The sequence below is a fragment of the Streptomyces blattellae genome, assembly GCF_009709555.1.
GTDB classification, from domain to species: Bacteria; Actinomycetota; Actinomycetes; order Streptomycetales; family Streptomycetaceae; genus Streptomyces; species Streptomyces blattellae.
Genome location: NZ_WJBG01000117.1, coordinates 96190 through 113622, shown reverse-complemented (window position 1 = coordinate 113622; position 17433 = coordinate 96190). Strand labels below are relative to the sequence as shown.

General features: G+C 71.6%; 22 protein-coding genes. 4 read left to right on the top strand and 18 right to left on the bottom strand.

The features are described 5' to 3' along the window. Window positions 1-101: 101 nt before the first annotated feature. From GFH49_RS08830 to hisI, 5 genes are all read right to left on the bottom strand, one after another. The gene (locus GFH49_RS08830) at window positions 102-557 is read right to left on the bottom strand and encodes a DUF2752 domain-containing protein (protein ID WP_155055334.1); all 456 of its coding nucleotides are present in this window, start codon (window positions 555-557) and stop codon (window positions 102-104) included. Window positions 558-637: 80 nt separating this feature from the next. Then, complete coding sequence (locus GFH49_RS08825) at window positions 638-868, bottom strand: HGxxPAAW family protein (RefSeq protein ID WP_155055244.1); 231 nt, start codon at window positions 866-868, stop codon at window positions 638-640. Between the two features lie 220 nt (window positions 869-1088). Then, a complete protein-coding gene (locus GFH49_RS08820) occupies window positions 1089-1724 on the bottom strand; it encodes a TIGR02234 family membrane protein (RefSeq protein WP_155055243.1) in 636 nt (211 codons plus the stop codon). A 52-nt stretch (window positions 1725-1776) separates the two neighbouring features. Then, window positions 1777-3255, bottom strand: coding sequence for an anthranilate synthase component I (locus GFH49_RS08815; protein ID WP_155055242.1), 1479 nt, complete (start codon window positions 3253-3255; stop codon window positions 1777-1779). Window positions 3256-3266: 11 nt separating this feature from the next. Continuing rightward, complete coding sequence (gene hisI, locus GFH49_RS08810; protein ID WP_196217905.1) at window positions 3267-3677, bottom strand: phosphoribosyl-AMP cyclohydrolase; 411 nt, start codon at window positions 3675-3677, stop codon at window positions 3267-3269. A gap of 74 nt (window positions 3678-3751) precedes the next feature. Here hisI and GFH49_RS08805 point away from each other — a divergent pair, with 74 nt between their 5' ends. Continuing rightward, window positions 3752-4387, top strand: coding sequence for a TIGR03085 family metal-binding protein (locus GFH49_RS08805; RefSeq protein WP_155055240.1), 636 nt, complete (start codon window positions 3752-3754; stop codon window positions 4385-4387). Window positions 4388-4393: 6 nt separating this feature from the next. Here the strand turns inward: GFH49_RS08805 and GFH49_RS08800 are convergent, their stop codons facing one another. The 11 genes from GFH49_RS08800 to hisD form a co-directional block, all read right to left on the bottom strand. Then, window positions 4394-5644, bottom strand: coding sequence for an MFS transporter (locus tag GFH49_RS08800; RefSeq protein WP_196217906.1), 1251 nt, complete (start codon window positions 5642-5644; stop codon window positions 4394-4396). A gap of 4 nt (window positions 5645-5648) precedes the next feature. Further along, the gene (locus GFH49_RS08795) at window positions 5649-6017 is read right to left on the bottom strand and encodes a hypothetical protein (RefSeq protein WP_328288271.1); all 369 of its coding nucleotides are present in this window, start codon (window positions 6015-6017) and stop codon (window positions 5649-5651) included. 2 nt (window positions 6018-6019) lie between these two features. Then, window positions 6020-6238: a hypothetical protein gene (locus GFH49_RS08790; protein WP_155055237.1), complete on the bottom strand. Its 219-nt coding sequence runs from the start codon at window positions 6236-6238 to the stop codon at window positions 6020-6022. 79 nt (window positions 6239-6317) lie between these two features. After that, a complete protein-coding gene (gene hisF / locus GFH49_RS08785; protein ID WP_155055236.1) occupies window positions 6318-7073 on the bottom strand; it encodes an imidazole glycerol phosphate synthase subunit HisF in 756 nt (251 codons plus the stop codon). A 12-nt stretch (window positions 7074-7085) separates the two neighbouring features. Next, entirely contained in the window at window positions 7086-7484 is a 399-nt protein-coding gene (locus GFH49_RS08780; protein ID WP_155055235.1) for a RidA family protein, read from the bottom strand. Further along, window positions 7481-8206 (bottom strand): bifunctional 1-(5-phosphoribosyl)-5-((5-phosphoribosylamino)methylideneamino)imidazole-4-carboxamide isomerase/phosphoribosylanthranilate isomerase PriA, encoded by a 726-nt coding sequence (priA, locus tag GFH49_RS08775; protein ID WP_155055234.1) that lies wholly within the window; start codon window positions 8204-8206, stop codon window positions 7481-7483. The genes GFH49_RS08780 and priA overlap by 4 nt, the downstream gene beginning before the upstream one ends. Continuing rightward, a complete protein-coding gene (gene hisH / locus GFH49_RS08770; RefSeq protein WP_155055233.1) occupies window positions 8203-8844 on the bottom strand; it encodes an imidazole glycerol phosphate synthase subunit HisH in 642 nt (213 codons plus the stop codon). Before hisH ends, priA begins: the two co-directional genes overlap by 4 nt. Beyond that, entirely contained in the window at window positions 8841-9005 is a 165-nt protein-coding gene (locus GFH49_RS39305) for a CG2302 family histidine operon protein (protein ID WP_196217901.1), read from the bottom strand. The genes hisH and GFH49_RS39305 overlap by 4 nt, the downstream gene beginning before the upstream one ends. Next, window positions 9002-9595, bottom strand: a complete 594-nt coding sequence (hisB, locus tag GFH49_RS08765) for an imidazoleglycerol-phosphate dehydratase HisB (protein WP_155055232.1) — start codon at window positions 9593-9595, stop codon at window positions 9002-9004. Before hisB ends, GFH49_RS39305 begins: the two co-directional genes overlap by 4 nt. Then, the gene (locus GFH49_RS08760; protein ID WP_155055231.1) at window positions 9592-10749 is read right to left on the bottom strand and encodes a histidinol-phosphate transaminase; all 1158 of its coding nucleotides are present in this window, start codon (window positions 10747-10749) and stop codon (window positions 9592-9594) included. Before GFH49_RS08760 ends, hisB begins: the two co-directional genes overlap by 4 nt. Beyond that, on the bottom strand, window positions 10746-12071 hold the full coding sequence (hisD, locus tag GFH49_RS08755) for a histidinol dehydrogenase (RefSeq protein WP_155055230.1): 1326 nt from the start codon (window positions 12069-12071) through the stop codon (window positions 10746-10748). The genes GFH49_RS08760 and hisD overlap by 4 nt, the downstream gene beginning before the upstream one ends. A 201-nt stretch (window positions 12072-12272) precedes the next feature. Between hisD and GFH49_RS08750 the strand changes: the two genes are divergently transcribed. The 3 genes from GFH49_RS08750 to ybaK all read left to right on the top strand — a co-directional run bounded on the left by GFH49_RS08750 (window position 12273) and on the right by ybaK (window position 15586). Further along, the gene (locus tag GFH49_RS08750; protein WP_155055333.1) at window positions 12273-13850 is read left to right on the top strand and encodes an oxidoreductase; all 1578 of its coding nucleotides are present in this window, start codon (window positions 12273-12275) and stop codon (window positions 13848-13850) included. 472 nt (window positions 13851-14322) lie between these two features. Next, complete coding sequence (locus tag GFH49_RS08745; RefSeq protein WP_155055229.1) at window positions 14323-15063, top strand: LON peptidase substrate-binding domain-containing protein; 741 nt, start codon at window positions 14323-14325, stop codon at window positions 15061-15063. A 16-nt stretch (window positions 15064-15079) separates the two neighbouring features. Continuing rightward, complete coding sequence (gene ybaK, locus GFH49_RS08740) at window positions 15080-15586, top strand: Cys-tRNA(Pro) deacylase (RefSeq protein WP_155055228.1); 507 nt, start codon at window positions 15080-15082, stop codon at window positions 15584-15586. Between the two features lie 260 nt (window positions 15587-15846). On the opposite strand, the gene GFH49_RS08735 is transcribed toward ybaK, so the two are convergent. After that, window positions 15847-16518, bottom strand: a complete 672-nt coding sequence (locus GFH49_RS08735) for a DUF2567 domain-containing protein (RefSeq protein WP_155055227.1) — start codon at window positions 16516-16518, stop codon at window positions 15847-15849. Between the two features lie 34 nt (window positions 16519-16552). Continuing rightward, window positions 16553-17374, bottom strand: a complete 822-nt coding sequence (locus tag GFH49_RS08730) for an ABC transporter permease (protein ID WP_155055226.1) — start codon at window positions 17372-17374, stop codon at window positions 16553-16555. Between the last annotated feature and the right edge of the window lie 59 nt (window positions 17375-17433).

The following is a 17433-nucleotide window of genomic DNA, read 5'->3' as shown; positions in this document are numbered from 1 at the left end:
CCCAGGAGAAACCGATGGTCACTTGCGATGGTATCCGGAGGAAGGCGTAGGCCTCGCATCCGGTTGACGCCGTTCCCACTACCTGGACATTCGCCAATTGATCAAGGGTGGAGCCAGCCACCGAACGGCAGGTTCCGGACAACGGTGAAGACCAGCGCCAACGCCCCGATGGTCCGCAGATGGGCGGGGCCCAGTTCGATGCGGAAGGGCCTGCCGCGGGCCGCGCGGACCACCCAGACGGTCCATACGACGGCGAAGAGCGCATAGCCGACGACCGCCACCGCGTTGTCCTGCAGCGCCGCCAGGAAGTCCCCGTGCGCGACGGCGTGCGCGCTGCGCAGCCCGCCGCAGCCGGGACAGTAGATGCCGGTGAAGTGCTGGAGCGGACAGGCGGGGTAGTGGCCGGGCTCGTTCGGGTCCACGGTCCCGACGTACGCGAAGGCCCCGGCGACGGCCGCGAGCATTCCCACGGGCACGGCCAGCCTCCCGAGCACGTGTCCGGGACCGGTTCCCGCGGGCGGTGTGGCCTTCCAGCTGTCGAGGTTCACGCCTTGCATTGTGCCCCGCACACGCGCGAGGGGCGGCCCCGGCCTCGTACCGGTCCGCCCCTCACACGGTGCTTGCGCCGTACGGGACTTCAGCCCTCCGAGAGAGCCTGGTAGGCCGCGTGGGCGTCCTTCGGCTGGCCGAGGCCCATGCCCTTCATGATCCAGCCGACGACGCCGCCGACGACCGTGACCCCCATGCCGACCCAGAAGCCCACCGGGTTGGCCAGCACCATGAAGGCGCCCGCGATGCAGAAACCGATGAACACGATGGTGACACTGGTCCAGGCGGCCGGGGTGTGGCCGTGGCTGCTGCCCGCCATTGCTTGCTCCTCATTGCTGTGTACGTATACGAGCCGAACGCTGCCCGCCATTGTCCCGCACCCACCCGCACACGGTAGATCGGGGGTCCGCCCCACGCCCCCAAAGGGGCGCGGGGAACTGCGCGAAGGGGCGCGGGGAACTGCGCGACCAGCCCCCACACAGCCGCAGACGACGAACACCCCCCAGGCACCCTGGCACCCTGGCACCCCCAGCGGAGCGTTACGTTGGGTCCTCGCCGCGGTCCAGAGCCTTCCAGAGGTCCTCGGGACGGTCAGGGTCGACGACAGGGGCCTTGCGGCGGGGACGGGGCGCTCCGGAGCGCTCGTAGCGGCCGGACATCGCGGGCCACAGCCGGCCGTAGCGCAGGGCGAGCAGTCCGGCGAGCAGGAGCAGGACGCCGCCCGCCGCGGCGACGTACGGCCACGCGGTGTGGGTGAGCGCGTCGACGCCGGCGGCGGTGTCACCGGTGGCCTCGGCGGCCTGCTCGTCGAGCGCGGAACTGTCGGAGGCGCCGAACACGGCCGCCGCGACGGTCCCGGCGCCGGACAGCGCGAGCAGCGCGGCGACCATGAGCCGCCCGGACCTGCGGACGGCGAAGACGGCGACGAGCGCGGCGAGGCCCACTATGGCGAGGGCCGCCGGCACGCCCGTGACGTCGCTGCCTTTCGCGGTCAGCGGGAAGGAGCCGCCGGCCACGGTGGCGGTGCCCTCCGACCACTGCTGGCGGGTGGCCAGCAGTGCCACGGCCGCGCCGAGCGCGCCGGCCAGCAGGGCGACGGCGAGGCTGCGGCGGCCGGCCTGGGCGGGGCCTACGGCTTCGGAACGGGGGTGAGGTACAGCAGTCACGTACTCCACTATCGCGCGAACCCCGGGCGAAGCGTCACCCGGGGTTCGCATGAGACCCGTCCTACTTCCCGAGCCGGTTCGCCGTGTGCACCGCGCGCAGCACCGCCGCCGCCTTGTTGCGGCACTCGGTGTCCTCGGCGCGCGGGTCGGAGTCGGCGACGATGCCCGCGCCGGCCTGGACGTACGCGGTGCCGTCGCGCAGCAGCGCCGTACGGATGGCGATGGCGGTGTCGGAGTCACCCGCGAAGTCGAGGTAGCCGACGCAGCCGCCGTACACCCCCCGCCGGGACGGTTCGAGCTCGTCGATGATCTGCATCGCACGCGGCTTGGGGGCGCCGGAGAGGGTGCCTGCCGGGAAGCAGGCGGTGAGGACGTCGAAGGCGGTGCGGCCCGCCGCGACCCGGCCGGTGACCGTGGACACGATGTGCATGACGTGCGAGTAGCGCTCGATGGACATGAAGTCCACGACCTCGACCGAGCCGGGCTCGCAGACCCGTCCGAGGTCGTTGCGCCCGAGGTCGACGAGCATGAGGTGCTCGGCGCGTTCCTTCGGGTCGGCGAGCAGTTCGTCGGCGAGGGCCTGGTCCTCCTGCGGGGTGGTCCCGCGGTGCCGGGTGCCGGCGATGGGGTGGACCATCGCCTGCCCGTCCTCGACCTTGACCAGCGCTTCGGGGGACGAGCCGACGACGTCGAAGCCCTCGAAGCGGAACAGGTACATGTACGGGGACGGGTTCGTCGCCCGCAGCACCCGGTAGACATCCAACGCGCTTGCCGTGCACGGCGTTTCGAAGCGCTGGGAGGGAACCACCTGGAAGGCCTCGCCGGCCCGGATGCGCTCCTTGATGTCCTCGACGGCGTCCTGGAAGTCGGGCCCGCCCCAGAGTGCCGTGTACTCGGGGAGTTCGGAGGGCGGGAGCACGGCGGGCGGCTGGGCGACCGCGCGGGTGAGGTCGGCCTCCATGATGTCGAGGCGGGCGACCGCGTCGGCGTAGGCCTCGTCGACTCCGGTGTCGAGGTCGTTGTGGTTGATCGCGTTGGCGATCAGCAGGACGGAGCCCTCCCAGTGGTCCATGACGGCGAGATCGCTGGTGAGGAGCATGGTCAGCTCGGGCAGCTTCAGGTCGTCCCGCTCGCCGGGGCCGATCTTCTCCAGGCGGCGCACGATGTCGTAGCCGAGGTAGCCGACCATGCCGCCGGTGAAGGGCGGCATGCCCTCCTGGTGCGGGGTGTGCAGGGCCTCGATGGTGGCGCGCAGGGCGGCGAGGGGGTCACCGCCGGTGGGGACGCCGACGGGTGGGGCGCCGAGCCAGTGGGCCTGGCCGTCCCGCTCGGTGAGCGTCGCCGCGGAGCGCACGCCCACGAACGAGTAGCGGGACCAGGAGCGGCCGTTCTCCGCGGACTCCAGCAGGAAGGTGCCGGGGCGCTCGGCGGCGAGCTTGCGGTAGAGCGCGACCGGGGTGTCGCCGTCCGCGAGGAGCTTGCGGGTGACGGGGATGACACGGCGGTCGGTGGCCAGCTTGCGGAACATCTCAAGGTCCATGGCGGCTGACCTTACTGATCCGGGGAGGAGGGGCCCGAACCGGCGCCGTCCTTGAGCAGTACGTCGGCGTCGAAGCAGGTGCGTGCACCGGTGTGGCAGGCGGCGCCGACCTGGTCGACCCTGACCAGCACGGTGTCGGCGTCGCAGTCCAGGGCGACGGACTTGACGTGCTGGAAGTGGCCGGAGGTGTCGCCCTTGACCCAGTACTCCCGGCGGCTGCGCGACCAGTAGGTGCACCGGCCGGTGGTGAGCGTCCGATGCAGCGCCTCGTCGTCCATCCAGCCGAGCATCAGCACCTCACCGGTGTCGTACTGCTGGGCGATGGCGGGGAGGAGCCCGTCGGCGCTGCGCTTGAGGCGCGCGGCGATCTCGGGGTCCAGTCGGCTGGGCTGACGGGGCGTGCTGGTGGCCATGGGTGCCATTGTGCCGCGCGGCACTGACAGGGACTGTTCCGTGTCCATTGGGCGGACCCGACGGGTGGTCGTAGGCTGACGGCATGTCGACTTTCGCCAAGCGTGAACGACTTCTCCTGGCCGACCTCCTGGAGGCCGAAGGCCCCGACGCCCCCACCCTGTGCCAGGGCTGGCGGGCCCGTGACCTCGCCGCGCACGTGGTGGTGCGCGAGCGCCGTCCCGACGCCGCCGGCGGCATGCTGATCAAGCAGCTGGCGCCGCGCCTGGAGCGGGTGATGGCGGAGTTCACCGCCAAGCCGTACGAGGAGCTGATCCAGCTGATCCGTACCGGCCCGCCGCGCTTCTCGCCGTTCGCCCTCAAGCAGCTCGACGAGATGTCCAACACGATCGAGTACTACGTCCACACCGAGGACGTCCGCCGCGCCCAGCCCGACTGGACGCCGCGCGAACTCGACCCGGTCTTCCAGGACGCCCTCTGGTCCCGCCTGGAGCGCTCCGCGCGCCTGATGGGCCGCGGCGTCCCGACCGGCCTGGTCCTGCGCCGCCCCGACGGCCAGACAGCGGTCGCCCACCGCGGCACCCCGGTCGTCACGGTGACCGGCGAGCCGTCGGAACTGCTGCTCTTCGCATACGGCCGGCAGAGCGCCGCCAAGGTGGAGCTGGAGGGCGAGGAGGACGCGATCACCAAGCTGCACGAGACGAAGCAGCTGGGGATCTGAGGGCGGTCAGCGGGGCAGTTCGGCCCGGCGCAGGTCCCGTGCGCACAGGCCGGCCACCCCGCCGAGCCCGCAGACGACCGCGCTGGCGACGAAGACCGGACCGGTGCCCCACAGACCGATCGCGGCGCCGGTCAGGGGGAAGGTGAGCGGGGCGACGCCGAGGCTGAAGAAGTTCGACACGGACGTGACCCGGCCGACGTAGGCCCGGTCGGACTCGGCTTGCAGGAGCGCCCCGCACAGGACGCCGTTCAGCCCGGAGATCAGCCCGATGGACAGGGCCACGGCGACGGCGACCGCGACGTGCGGCAGGTAGGCGAGGGCGGCGATCGCGACCGCGCTGACCACGCCGGACACGGACAGCACGAACCCCGCGCGCGGGACGCGTCCACGGGCGGTGAGCAGCAGCGAGGCCGCCCCCGCGCCCGTGCCGAACCCCGCGAGCACCCACCCGACGCCCCCGGCTCCCCAGCCGCGTTCGTCGGCGAGCAGTACCAGGCCGACGTTGAGCGGGCCGACGAAACCGAGGTCGCTGAGCGCGATGACGACGATCAGCGAACGCAGGACACGGTGGCCGCGTACGTAGCGCAGACCGCCGGTCAGATCACTCCACGCTGTTCCACGCACGCGTGCGTCGTCCGCGGGTTGCTCTGCCACACGTACGGCGATCAGGAGCGGCAGGGAGGCCGCGAACAGCAGCCCGGCCAGCCCGAACGCCGCCGCGGTGCCCCCGAGGGCCACGCCGAGGCCGCCGAGCGGCGCCCCGAGGACGTTCGCCAGCCGGACGACGAGCCCGCGCATGCCGTGCACCCGGGCGAGCTGTCCGCGTCCGGTCATCCGGGTCGGCAGGGCACCCAGCGCGGGCATCATGACGGCGTCGACCGCCCCGAAGACCAGCGCCAGCACGGCCAGCGGCCACAGGCCCGGACGGCCCACGAGGAGCAGCCCGGCGACCGCGAGAACCGCCGCGCAGCGCACGGCGTCACTGCTGATCAGCACTCTGCGGGGGCCGAAGCGGTCGGCGATCACTCCCCCGCCCAGCATCAGCACGGCCCGTGGCACCGCGCTGAGCGCGGTGACCAGACCGGCCTGGGCGGGTGTACCGGCCTGGACCGCGGCCCAGGAGAGGGCGAGGTAGTAGACGTTGTCGCCGATGGCCGACGAGGCGTATGCGCCGAGCCAGCGCAGGACGTTGGGGTCGCGGTGGGCGGCGCGGTCGACCGCCGCCGGACGGGCGGCTACGTCCGCGGAGTCGGCCACCGGGTCAGGCGGACCACTCGCGCAGCAGCCGGGCGGTCTCCTGGAGGTCGGCTTCGTCGCTGCGGATGTCGGCGACGAGTTTCGCCCAGTCGCCGGGCTTGGGATTGACCGGCGTCCCTGACGCATCCATGTACGCGCGAACACAGGCGATGCCGATCGACGCGTTGTAGTCCGTGAACGGCCGCAGCCTCAACGCCGTGTGCAGGAAAGTCGCCGCACGCGCTGGAGCCTCCTCGTAGTAGGGCTCGTCGGCGATGCGCTCGTACTTGTGCCGCTCGGCCATGCAGTGCAGTGCGCCCCAGTCGCGAATCGGGGTGTTCGCAGGCGAGACCTCGACCTGAACGTTGAGGATCCAGCCCGCATCCACGTACATCGTCACCGCAACCCCGCCGGAAAGCGCTCGTCGAAGTCGGCCATGATCTCTCGGGCGTACCTCGTGGCCCCCTCGACGAACCGCTGTTTCTGCCGCCGCCGCACCACATCCTCGGTCAGTATGTCGTGGGCGAGCCGCTTGATCGAGAGGCCCTGCTCTTTGGCTTCAGCTCGCAGCTCGGCCAGCTCTTCCTCGGTGAACTCGACAGTGATTCCAGGCATGCGGACAACATAGACGCCGCGCCACCATGATCACTACCGAGTTCGCTACCGGGTTCACCATCAAGGATGGCCGGTCGTACTAACGTACGGGATGCCCCGCCCGCCGCAGCGCGTCCTTCACCTCACCGATCCGCAGATCCCCGAAGTGGAACACGGACGCCGCCAACACCGCGTCCGCCCCCGCCCCGATGGCCGGCGGGAAGTCGGCGAGCTTGCCGGCGCCGCCGGAGGCGATCAGCGGGACCGTCACGTGCTTGCGGACGGCCTCGATCATCTCGATGTCGTAGCCGTCCTTCGTGCCGTCCGCGTCCATCGAGTTGAGCAGGATCTCGCCCGCGCCCAGCTCCGCGGCCCGGTGCGCCCACTCCACGGCGTCGATGCCGGTGCCCTTGCGGCCGCCGTGGGTCGTCACCTCGAAGGAACCGGACTCGGTGCGCCGCGCGTCCACCGACAGGACCAGGACCTGACGGCCGAAGCGCTCGGCGATCTCGCGGATGAGATCCGGGCGGGCGATGGCCGCCGTGTTGACGCCCACCTTGTCAGCGCCCGCCCGCAGCAGCTTGTCCACGTCCTCGGCCGTGCGGACGCCGCCGCCGACGGTCAGCGGGATGAAGACCTGCTCTGCCGTGCGGCGCACCACGTCGTACGTCGTCTCGCGGTTGCCGGAGGACGCGGTGATGTCCAGGAAGGTCAGCTCGTCGGCGCCTTCGGCGTCGTACACCTTGGCCATCTCGACGGGGTCGCCCGCGTCGCGCAGGTTCTGGAAGTTGACTCCCTTGACGACCCGGCCGTTGTCCACGTCCAGGCAGGGGATGACTCGGACCGCCAGGGTCATGAAGCCGGCTCCTTACGCACGTCCTCTGAATGCTTCTATTTCCACTTCGACCAGGATGCGCGAGTCCACGAAGCCCTCCACGACCAGCAGCGTCGAGACCGGGCGCACCCCGTCGAAGATCTCCTTGTGGGCCCGGCCCACGGCGTCCACGTCCCGCGCGTGGGTCAGGTACATCCGCGTACGGAGCACGGCCCCGACGCCGAGCCCGAACTCGCCGATCGCCTCGATCGCGCTGGTGAAGGCCACCCTGGCCTGTTCGTACGGGTCGCCCTCGCCGTACAGCACATCGCCCTTGAAGGACGTCGTGCCCGCCACCAGCACTCGGTCGCCCGCCGCGACGGCACGCGCGAACCCGAAGGTCTCTTCCCACGGACTTCCGCTCTGCACGCGCCGCACGGCATCGGACGTCATGACGACACAGCCTCCAGGGCCTCTTCCAGCGTGAACGCCTTCGCGTACAGGGCCTTCCCTACGATCGAGCCCTCCACGCCCAGCGGCACGAGCTCGGCGATGGCCCGCAGGTCGTCCAGCGAGGACACGCCGCCGGAGGCCACGACCGGGCGGTCCGTCGCCCCGCAGACGTTCTTCAGCAGCTCCAGGTTCGGGCCCTGCAGCGTGCCGTCCTTCGCGATGTCGGTGACCACGTAGCGCGCGCAGCCCTCGTTGTTGAGGCGCTCCAGCGTCTCGTAGAGGTCGCCGCCGTCGCGGGTCCAGCCACGGCCGCGGAGCGTGGTGCCCCGTACGTCCAGACCCACCGCGATCTTGTCGCCGTGCTCGGCGATGACCCGGGCCACCCACTCCGGGGTCTCCAGGGCGGCCGTGCCGAGATTCACCCGGGTGCAGCCGGTGGCGAGGGCGGCGGCCAGCGTGTCGTCGTCGCGGATGCCGCCGGACAGCTCGACCTTGATGTCCATCGCCCCCGCGACCTCGGCGATGAGCGCGCGGTTGTCGCCGGTGCCGAACGCGGCGTCCAGGTCGACCAGGTGCAGCCACTCGGCGCCGGCCCGCTGCCAGGCGAGGGCGGCTTCCAGGGGGGAGCCGTACGACGTCTCGGTCCCGGACTCGCCGTGCACGAGGCGGACGGCCTGGCCGTCGCGGACGTCGACGGCGGGGAGGAGTTCGAGCTTGCTCACAGTGTTCCGATCCAGTTGGTGAGGAGCTGGGCGCCGGCGTCGCCGGACTTCTCGGGGTGGAACTGCGTGGCCCACAGCGCACCGTTCTCCACGGCGGCCACGAAGGGCTTGCCGTGCGTCGACCAGGTGATCTTGGGAGCGGCCATCGTCGGGTTGTGCACTTCGAGGTTCCAGTCGTGGACGGCGTACGAGTGCACGAAGTAGAAGCGCGCGTCCGCCTCAAGACCGGCGAACAGCTCGGAGCCGGGCGCCACGTCGACGGTGTTCCAGCCCATGTGGGGCACGATGTCGGCCTGCAGCGGCTCGACCGAGCCGGGCCACTCGTCGAGGCCGCCGGTCTCCACGCCGTGCTCGATGCCGCGCGCGAACAGGATCTGCATGCCGACGCAGATGCCCATGACGGGACGGCCGCCGGCGAGACGGCGGTCGATGATCCAGTCGCCGCGGGCCTCGGTCAGGCCCTTCATGCAGGCGGCGAAGGCACCGACACCGGGCACGAGGAGCCCGTCGGCGTTCATGGCCCTGTCGTAGTCACGGGTGATCTCGACGTCGGCCCCCACGCGCGCGAGGGCGCGCTCGGCCGACCTCACATTGCCGAAGCCGTAGTCGAAGACCACGACCTGCTTGGGTGCACTCAATTCCACACCTCCAGCCGTAGGACGCCCGCTGCCAGACACATCGCGGCGCCGATCGAGAGGAGCACGATGAGGCTCTTCGGCATGTCCTGCTTGGCGAAGGAGATGATCCCGCCGACCAGGAAGAGCCCGACGACGATCAGGATGGTGGACAGCCCGGTCACAGCGCGCCCTTCGTGGAAGGCAGGATTCCGGCGGCGCGCGGGTCGCGCTCGCTGGCGTAGCGGAGCGCTCGGGCCAGCGCCTTGAACTGGCACTCCACGATGTGGTGCGCGTTGCGCCCGTACGGCACGTGCACGTGCAGGGCGATCTGCGCCTGGGCGACGAAGGACTCCAGGATGTGCCGGGTCATCGTGGTGTCGTACTCGCCGATCATCGGCGCCATGTTCTCGGGCTCGGTGTGCACGAGGTACGGGCGGCCTGACAGGTCGACCGTCACCTGGGCGAGGGACTCGTCCAGCGGGACCGTGCAGTTGCCGAAGCGGTAGATCCCCACCTTGTCGCCGAGCGCCTGCTTGAAGGCGGCGCCCAGCGCGAGGGCGGTGTCCTCGATGGTGTGGTGCGAGTCGATGTGCAGGTCGCCCTCGGTCTTCACGGTCAGGTCGAACAGACCGTGCCGGCCGAGCTGGTCGAGCATGTGGTCGTAGAAGCCGACGCCGGTCGACACATCGACCTTGCCGTGGCCGTCGAGATCGATCTCGACGAGCACCGACGTCTCCTTGGTGACTCGCTCCACGCGTCCTACGCGGCTCATGTGCGCTGCTCCTTCGGGGGTGCGGGGGTGTCCCCCACAAAGCTCATCGGTTCACGTACAAAGCTCAGTGGTTCACGTACCGCGTCGAGGAACGCGTCGTTCTCCTGTGGGGTTCCGGCGCTGACCCGAAGCCACCCCGCGATGCCGTTGTCCCGGACCAGGACTCCCTGGTCGAGGATCCGCTGCCAGGCCGCGTGGGAGTCCTCGAACAGCCCGAACTGCACGAAGTTCGCGTCGGACTCCACCACTTGGTAGCCCAGCGCCCGCAGCTCGGTGACCAGCCGGTCCCGTTCGGCCTTCAGCTGCTCGACGTACTTCAGCAGCGTGTCGGTGTGTTCCAGGGCGGCCAGCGCGGTCGCCTGGGTGACGGCCGACAGGTGGTAGGGCAGCCGTACGAGCTGGACCGCGTCGACCACGGCCGGGTGGGCGGCGAAGTAGCCGAGGCGGAGGCCGGCCGCGCCGAACGCCTTCGACATCGTCCGGGAAACGACGAGAGTCGGCCGGCCTTCGATCAGCGGCAGCAGCGAATCGCCGTGGCTGAACTCGATGTACGCCTCGTCGACCACGACCAGCGACGGCTTCGCCGCCTGCGCGGCCTCGTACAGCGCGAGGACCGTCTCGGGCGGAACCGCGTTGCCCGTGGGGTTGTTGGGGGTGGTGATGAAGACGACGTCCGGCCGGTTCTCGGCGATCGCCTTCTCGGCGGCGGGGAGATCGATCGTGAAGTCGTCCTCGCGGGGGCCCGAGATCCAGCCCGTTCCGGTCCCGCGCGCGATGAGCGCGTGCATCGAGTACGACGGCTCGAATCCGATCGCGGTACGGCCCGGTCCGCCGAAGGTCTGCAGCAGCTGCTGGATGACCTCGTTGGAGCCGTTGGCCGCCCACACGTTGGCGAGGCCGACCTGGTGACCGGACGTGTCGGTCAGGTACCTGGCCAGCTGCGTGCGCAGTTCTACGGCGTCCCGGTCCGGGTAGCGGTTGAGGTTCCGGGCCGCCTCGCGCACCCGCTCGGCGATCCGTTCGACCAGCGGCTCGGGCAGCGGGTAGGGGTTCTCGTTGGTGTTCAGCCGTACGGGGACGTCCAACTGGGGCGCACCATAAGGGGACTTGCCGCGCAGCTCGTCCCGTACGGGGAGATCGTCGATGCCAGTCACTTGCTTCCGGGTACCTTCCAACCGAACCTAGCCTTGATCGCCGCGCCGTGTGCGGGCAGGTCCTCCGCCTCCGCCAGCGTCACCACGTGGTGCGCGACCTCGGCCAGCGCGTCCCGCGTGTAGTCGACGATGTGGATGCCGCGCAGGAAGGACTGGACCGACAGGCCCGAGGAGTGGCAGGCGCAGCCACCGGTGGGCAGCACGTGGTTGGACCCGGCGGCGTAGTCACCGAGCGAGACCGGCGCCCAGGGGCCGATGAAGATCGCGCCGGCGTTCTTCACCCGGTCGGCCACGGCGCCCGCGTCGGCCGTCTGGATCTCCAGGTGCTCGGCGCCGTACGCGTCCACCACCCGCAGGCCGTCGTCGATGCCGTCGACCAGGACGACGGCGGACTGCCTGCCCTTGAGGGCGGGCACGATCCGGTCGTCGATGTGCTTGCTGGCCGCGACCTGCGGCTCCAGCTCCTTCTCCACCGCGTCCGCGAGTTCCACGGAGTCGGTGACCAGGACGGCGGCGGCCAGCGGGTCGTGCTCGGCCTGGCTGATCAGGTCGGAGGCGACGTGGACGGGGTCGGCGGAGGAGTCGGCCAGGATCGCGATCTCGGTCGGGCCCGCCTCGGCGTCGATGCCGATCTTGCCGGTGAAGTAGCGCTTGGCGGCGGCGACCCAGATGTTGCCGGGGCCGGTGACCATGTTCGCGGGCGGGCAGGACTCGGTGCCGTACGCGAACATCGCGACGGCTGTGGCGCCGCCGGCGGCGTACACCTCGTCGACGCCGAGCAGGGCGCACGCGGCGAGGATCGTCGGGTGCGGGAGGCCGCCGAAGCCGGCCTGCGCCGGGGAGGCGAGGGCGAGGGACTCGACGCCGGCTTCCTGGGCCGGGACGACGTTCATGATCACGGACGACGGGTAGACGGCCCGTCCGCCGGGCGCGTACAGCCCGACCCGCTCGACCGGCACCCACTTCTCGGTGACCGAACCGCCGGGCACGACCTGGGTCGTGTGCGTCGTACGGCGCTGCTCGCGGTGGACGAGACGGGCACGCCGGATGGACTCCTCCAGGGCGGCGCGGACGGCCGGGTCGAGTTCTTCGAGCGCCTTTTCGAGTTCTGCGGCCGGGACGCGTACCGAATCCAGACGCACCCCGTCGAACTTCTCGGCGAAGTCGATCAGCGCCGCGTCGCCCCGATGATGCACGGCCTCGCAGATCGGGCGCACCTTCTCAAGGGCGGCCGCAACGTCGAAGTCGGCTCGGGGCAGCAGGTCGCGCAGGGCGGGACCCTCCGGGAGGGCGTCGCCGCGCAGATCGATTCGGGAGATCACGGGCTCAATTCTCGCAGACCGGAGCCGGGCCTCGTTCGCGCATTCCAATGGCTGATACGCCACCCGGAAGATCAGGGGGGTGCGGGGGGTGTCCCCCCACAAAGCGCAGCACGGCTAGCGTTCGGGGCGTCACTCAGCGGGCATGAACGATTGTACGAAACCCATGAGTAACAGCATGAGTAACAGGAGGACGTGACCACCGTGACCGAGGGGGCCGGCATCCGCGCCGGGGAGCTGCCGGACGATCTGACCGCCGCCGAGGCCGGCATGTGGCAGGCCTTCCGCAACGGCAGCATGTACGACCTGAGCAGCGGCGACCCGATCGTCGACGATCCGCACGGCGGGCACCCGTGGGGGTCCGAGCGGACCGTGCGGGCGCGGATCGTGTGCTGGCTGCTGCTGGACGGCCCGCCGGCACTTGCGGGCCGGGTGTCGTCCCTGAAGCTCACCGGGGTGCAGATCAGCGGCACCCTGGACCTCGCGGGCGGCACGGTCACGCCCTACGTCGAACTGCGCGGCTGCCGTTTCGAGCGGGAGATCCTGCTGCCGGAGGCCCGCTTCACCACCGTACGGCTGGTGGACTGCTCGGTGCCGCGGCTGGAGGCGGCGCGGGTGCACACGGAGGGCGATCTGCATCTGCCGCGCTGCCGCTTCCACAACGGGGTACGGCTGACCGACGCGCACATCGGCACGGATCTGCTGCTCAACCAGGCCATCGTCTACCGGGACCGCAGCGGGCGTTCCATCTCCGGGGACGGCATGACCATCGGCCAGGACCTCCAGGCCGAGCTGCTTGAGTCGCACGGCGAGCTGCGGCTGCGCGGGGCCACCGTCGGCGTGTCGCTGAGCCTGCGCGGCGCCCGGCTGGCCAACCCGTACACCCGGTTCGCGCTGAACGCGCCGCAGCTGACCGTGGGGCGGACGCTGTACCTGACCCCGGCCGGTGTCGGCAGCGTGCTGCTGAGCGGGACCACACCCGCGCGCGGGACCCGGGTCCAGCGGGTCGAGTGCGAGGGCGGGGTGCGGCTGGACGACGGGCGGTTCGGGGACTCCGTGGACTTCGAGCGGGCCCGGTTCACCTTCACCGACGAGCAGGAACTGTCACTGCGGCGGGTCCAGACGCCGGAGCTGCGCTTCCTCGGAAAGGCGCCGGCCCGCGGGCGTGTCGTGCTCTCGGGGGCGAAGATCGTCAACCTGATGGACCGGGGGGACAGCTGGCCCGGTCCCGGGCGGCTGCACATGGGCGGCTTCGCCTACGAGAACCTCGTGCCGCGCGGCCCGTTCCCGCTCGCCGAGCGGCTGGAGTGGGTGGCCGCCGCGACCGCCGAGTACAACCCGGAGCCGTACGAGCGGCTGGCCACCGTGCTGCGGGCCGGGGGCGAGGACGAGGACGCCCGCGAGGTGCTGCTGGCCAAGCAGCGCCGCCGGCGCGAGACACTCCCCGCGGCGGCCAAGCTGTGGGGGTACGTGCAGGACTGGACGGTGGCCTACGGCTACCGGCCCGGCCGGGCGGCGGTCTGGATGGCGCTGCTGTGGGCGGCGAGTTCGGTGGCCTTCACGCAAGCCGACCATCCGCCGGTCGAGTCCGGCGAGAATCCGCCGTGGAACTCGACCCTCTTCGCGCTCGACCTGCTCCTGCCGGTCATCGACCTCGGTCAGGTGGGTTTCTGGCGGCTGCGCGGCGGCTGGCAGTGGCTGGCGGCGGCGATGATCCTGGTCGGCTGGATCCTTGCGACGACGGTGGCGGCGGGGGCGACGCGGCTGCTGCGCAGGAGCTGAGCGCTCCGCGGGACGGGCGCTCCGCGGGACAGCCGGTACACGGGACAGCCGGTACACGGGACGGGCGGTACACGGGACGGGCGGTACGCGGGACGGCCGGTACGCGGACCACGGGCCTGAGCGGGGCGGGCGAAGTCGGCTGCGGTGCGGAAGCACCCTGGAAGGGACGCGGGGCTGTACCGAATCTGCGGCTCCGCCGCGCGGACGCCGCCAGCCGCTACGGCGCCGCAGACGGCCGACGGCACATCGCGACCCCCGCGGCGGAGCCGCATGTCGACGCGGCCGGCGGAGCGCCTGGTGCGGCCGGTCGCTCCCCCGCCCGGGCTCCGTTGCGGAAACCGCTCGGCTCCGTTGCGGAAACCGCCGGCTCCGTTGCGGAAACCACCCGGCTCCGCTTGCCCGGTCGCCCGCGTTGCCCACCAGATGGGCGGTACGCACGCCCGTTCTGCCGCGACCACTAGGCTTTTGCGCCGTGACCACCGTCCGGCTTCCGCTCTTTCCCCTGAACTCGGTGCTGTTCCCGGGGCTCGTGCTCCCGTTGAACGTCTTCGAGGAGCGTTATCGTGCCATGATGCGCGAACTCCTCAAGTCCCCCGAGGACGAATCGCGCCGTTTCGCCGTCGTGGCGATCCGCGACGGCCACGAGGTGGCCGCCAGCGCGCCCGGCATGCCGGACCCGACGGCCCTGCCCGAGCGCGGGCCCGCGGCCGGCTTCGGCGCCGACCCCGGCAAGGCGTTCCACGGCGTGGGCTGTGTCGCGGACGCGGCGACGATCCGGGAGCGGGCCGACGGCACGTTCGAGGTCCTGGCGACGGGGACGACCCGGGTGCGGCTGCTGTCGGTCGACGCGTCCGGTCCGTTCCTGACGGCCGAGCTGGAGGAGCTGGGGGAGGATCCCGGCGACGAGGCGGGGGCGCTGGCCCAGGGGGTGCTGCGGGCGTTCCAGCAGTACCAGAAGCGGCTGGCGGGCGCCCGGGAGCGGTCGCTGTCGACGGGCGCGGAACTGCCGGACGAGCCGGCCGTGGTGTCGTATCTCGTGGCCGCCGCGATGATGCTGGACACCCCGACGAAGCAGCGTCTGCTCCAGGCACCCGACACCGCGTCGCGGCTGCGCGACGAACTGAAACTCCTTCGCTCCGAGACGGCCATCATCCGTAACCTGCCGTCGTTGCCGGCGTCGGACCTGACGCGCGGCCCGACGAACCTCAACTGAACCTGGAACAGGCCGGATGGCGAAGAAGTCGAAGAAGAAGCAGCAGCAGTCGGGGGGCACGCCCGCGACGGTGGCGTTGACGGCGGCGGGCGCGGACTTCACGGTCCACGCCTACGCCCACGACCCCGCGCACCCCTCCTACGGCGAGGAGGCGGCCGAGGCGATGGGTGTGTCCCCGGAGCGGGTCTTCAAGACGTTGGTCGCGGACGTCGACGGCACGCTGGTGGTCGGCGTCGTCCCGGTGTCCGGCTCACTGGACCTCAAGGCCCTGGCGACGGCGGTGGGCGGCAAGAAGGCGGCGATGGCGGACCCGGCCCTGGCGGAACGCACGACGGGCTATGTCCGGGGCGGCATCTCCCCGTTGGGCCAGCGCAAGAAGCTCCGGACGGTCCTGGACGCCTCAGCGGCGGCCTTCGCCACGATCTGCGTCTCGGCGGGCCGCCGGGGCCTGGAGGTCGAGCTGTCCCCGAAGGACCTGACCGACCTCACGGACGCCATCGTGGCCCCGATCGCCCGCGCCTGACCTCTCGACACCGGTCCCTTCCTCGGTTAAGCAGAGGGGACATGTCGAAGAAGACCCGGAAACGCAGGTGGCGCGTCAAGAAGGGCCGAGCGAATCATGGTCGTCGACCAGCTTGAGTGAGGCCCACAACCAGCCCGTCCCGCGTTTGAGGACGAGGCCGTTCAGGCCGAAGCGGCGATCTGGGGGCGCAGCCCCGGAGACGGGAAGAGCAGGGGCGGCGGGGGCGAACCACCCCCGCCGCAGCCACAGCGGACCTGTCCCTACGCGGGCGGCGCCCCGTACGCCACTTGCTGGTCCGGCTCCGGATCCCGGGGCCCGAACGCCGCCGTGAGCCCCAGGTGCACCAGCAGCCCGGCCAGCGGCCACGCCAGCAACGCGCCCCTCGCGCTCAGCTTCAGAGGCGCGGAGAACGTGGCTCCCTGGCCCACGTCCTTGGCGTGGGCGATGACGTCGTCGGTCGGCCCGAGCCAGATCCCCAGCCGCCAGGCGAGCAGCGACGCGAGCAGCCCCCCGACGGCCAGCCCCACCACCAGCGGCACACCGCCACGGCGCCGCAGGAGGAACACGACCAAGGCGCTCACGACACCGAAGGCGACGGCCAGCAGGGTGAACGTTCCGTCCACCCCCACCGCCTGCTCCCCCTCGCTGTCCTTGAGGTAGACGACCCAGTTCCCGTCGACGACGTCCCCCACCAGCGGCACCCGCGGCGCCAGCCAGGCCCACACCGCGCCCAGCAGCAGTCCGCTCAGCGCCACCACGACCGCGATCACCGCGGCTTCCCGCACTTCGGTCTTCATCCCGGGCCCGTCCTGTCCGTACCGGACATCATGCGTCGCGAGGGCCCCGTACGCCTGCCCGGCAGGCGACGGCGGCCACCCCCCGTGGGGCGGCTGTTCATGCGGCGGCGGAGGAGGATTCAGCGGTGCGGTCACCCTGACATCGTGCCAGGCCCACCTGTGCGGTGGGTCATCGGACGGCAGCCCGGCGATACGCCCAGGTCGCGACGGCCAGCGAGACCACGCCCACCACCCCGCACACGGCGAGGTCACCGAGTACGAAGGCCCAGTCGGGCCGCGGCCCGAACGTACGCGCGAAGGCCTCCACGCCATACGTCGACGGCAGCAGATCCCGCAGGAACTGCACCCCCTCCGGCATCCGCTCCGCCGGCAGCACGCCCAGCAGCAGCGCCGCCGACATGCCCAACTGCCCGAGCAGCGTGGCCAGTTCGGGCCGTGGCGCGAGCAGCCCGAGGGCCGCTCCGAGCCCGGCGAGTGCGGCACCGGCGAGCGGGATCACCGCCGCGAGCACCCACAGATGCGCCAGCGGCAGCCCGAACAGCACACACCCGAACACCGCCGTCACGACGGTCCCCGGCACGGTGAACGACGCGTACGCGCCCGCCGCCCCCAGCACCACCGCCGCCGGCGGCACCGGCAGCGTCGCATAGTGGTCGAGCCCACCGCTGGCCCGCAGCTGCCCGAAGTACTGGGCGAGCAGGTTCAGCGCGACGAAGGCCACGACGAGCACCGACGACCCGGCCACCACGGCCCGCGCCTCGCCCCCGCCGTCCACGACCCCGCGCATCAGAATCATGATCCCGACCGACTGGAAGGTCGCCACGAACAGCAGCGGTATCCGCGCGACCCGCGCCCTGGACAGCTGCGCCCGGTACACGGCGGCGAGGGACGGCCACAGCCGCGCCCGCGGCCCGAGGACGGCCGCACCATCGGCGGTCTCCTCCACGGCCAGGGCCCCGCCCGGCAGGACATCGGCGGATACGACACTCACGTCGAGCTGCTCCCCTTCGTACGGCCCACTGAGGCAGTCCCCCTGTCCCATACGGATAC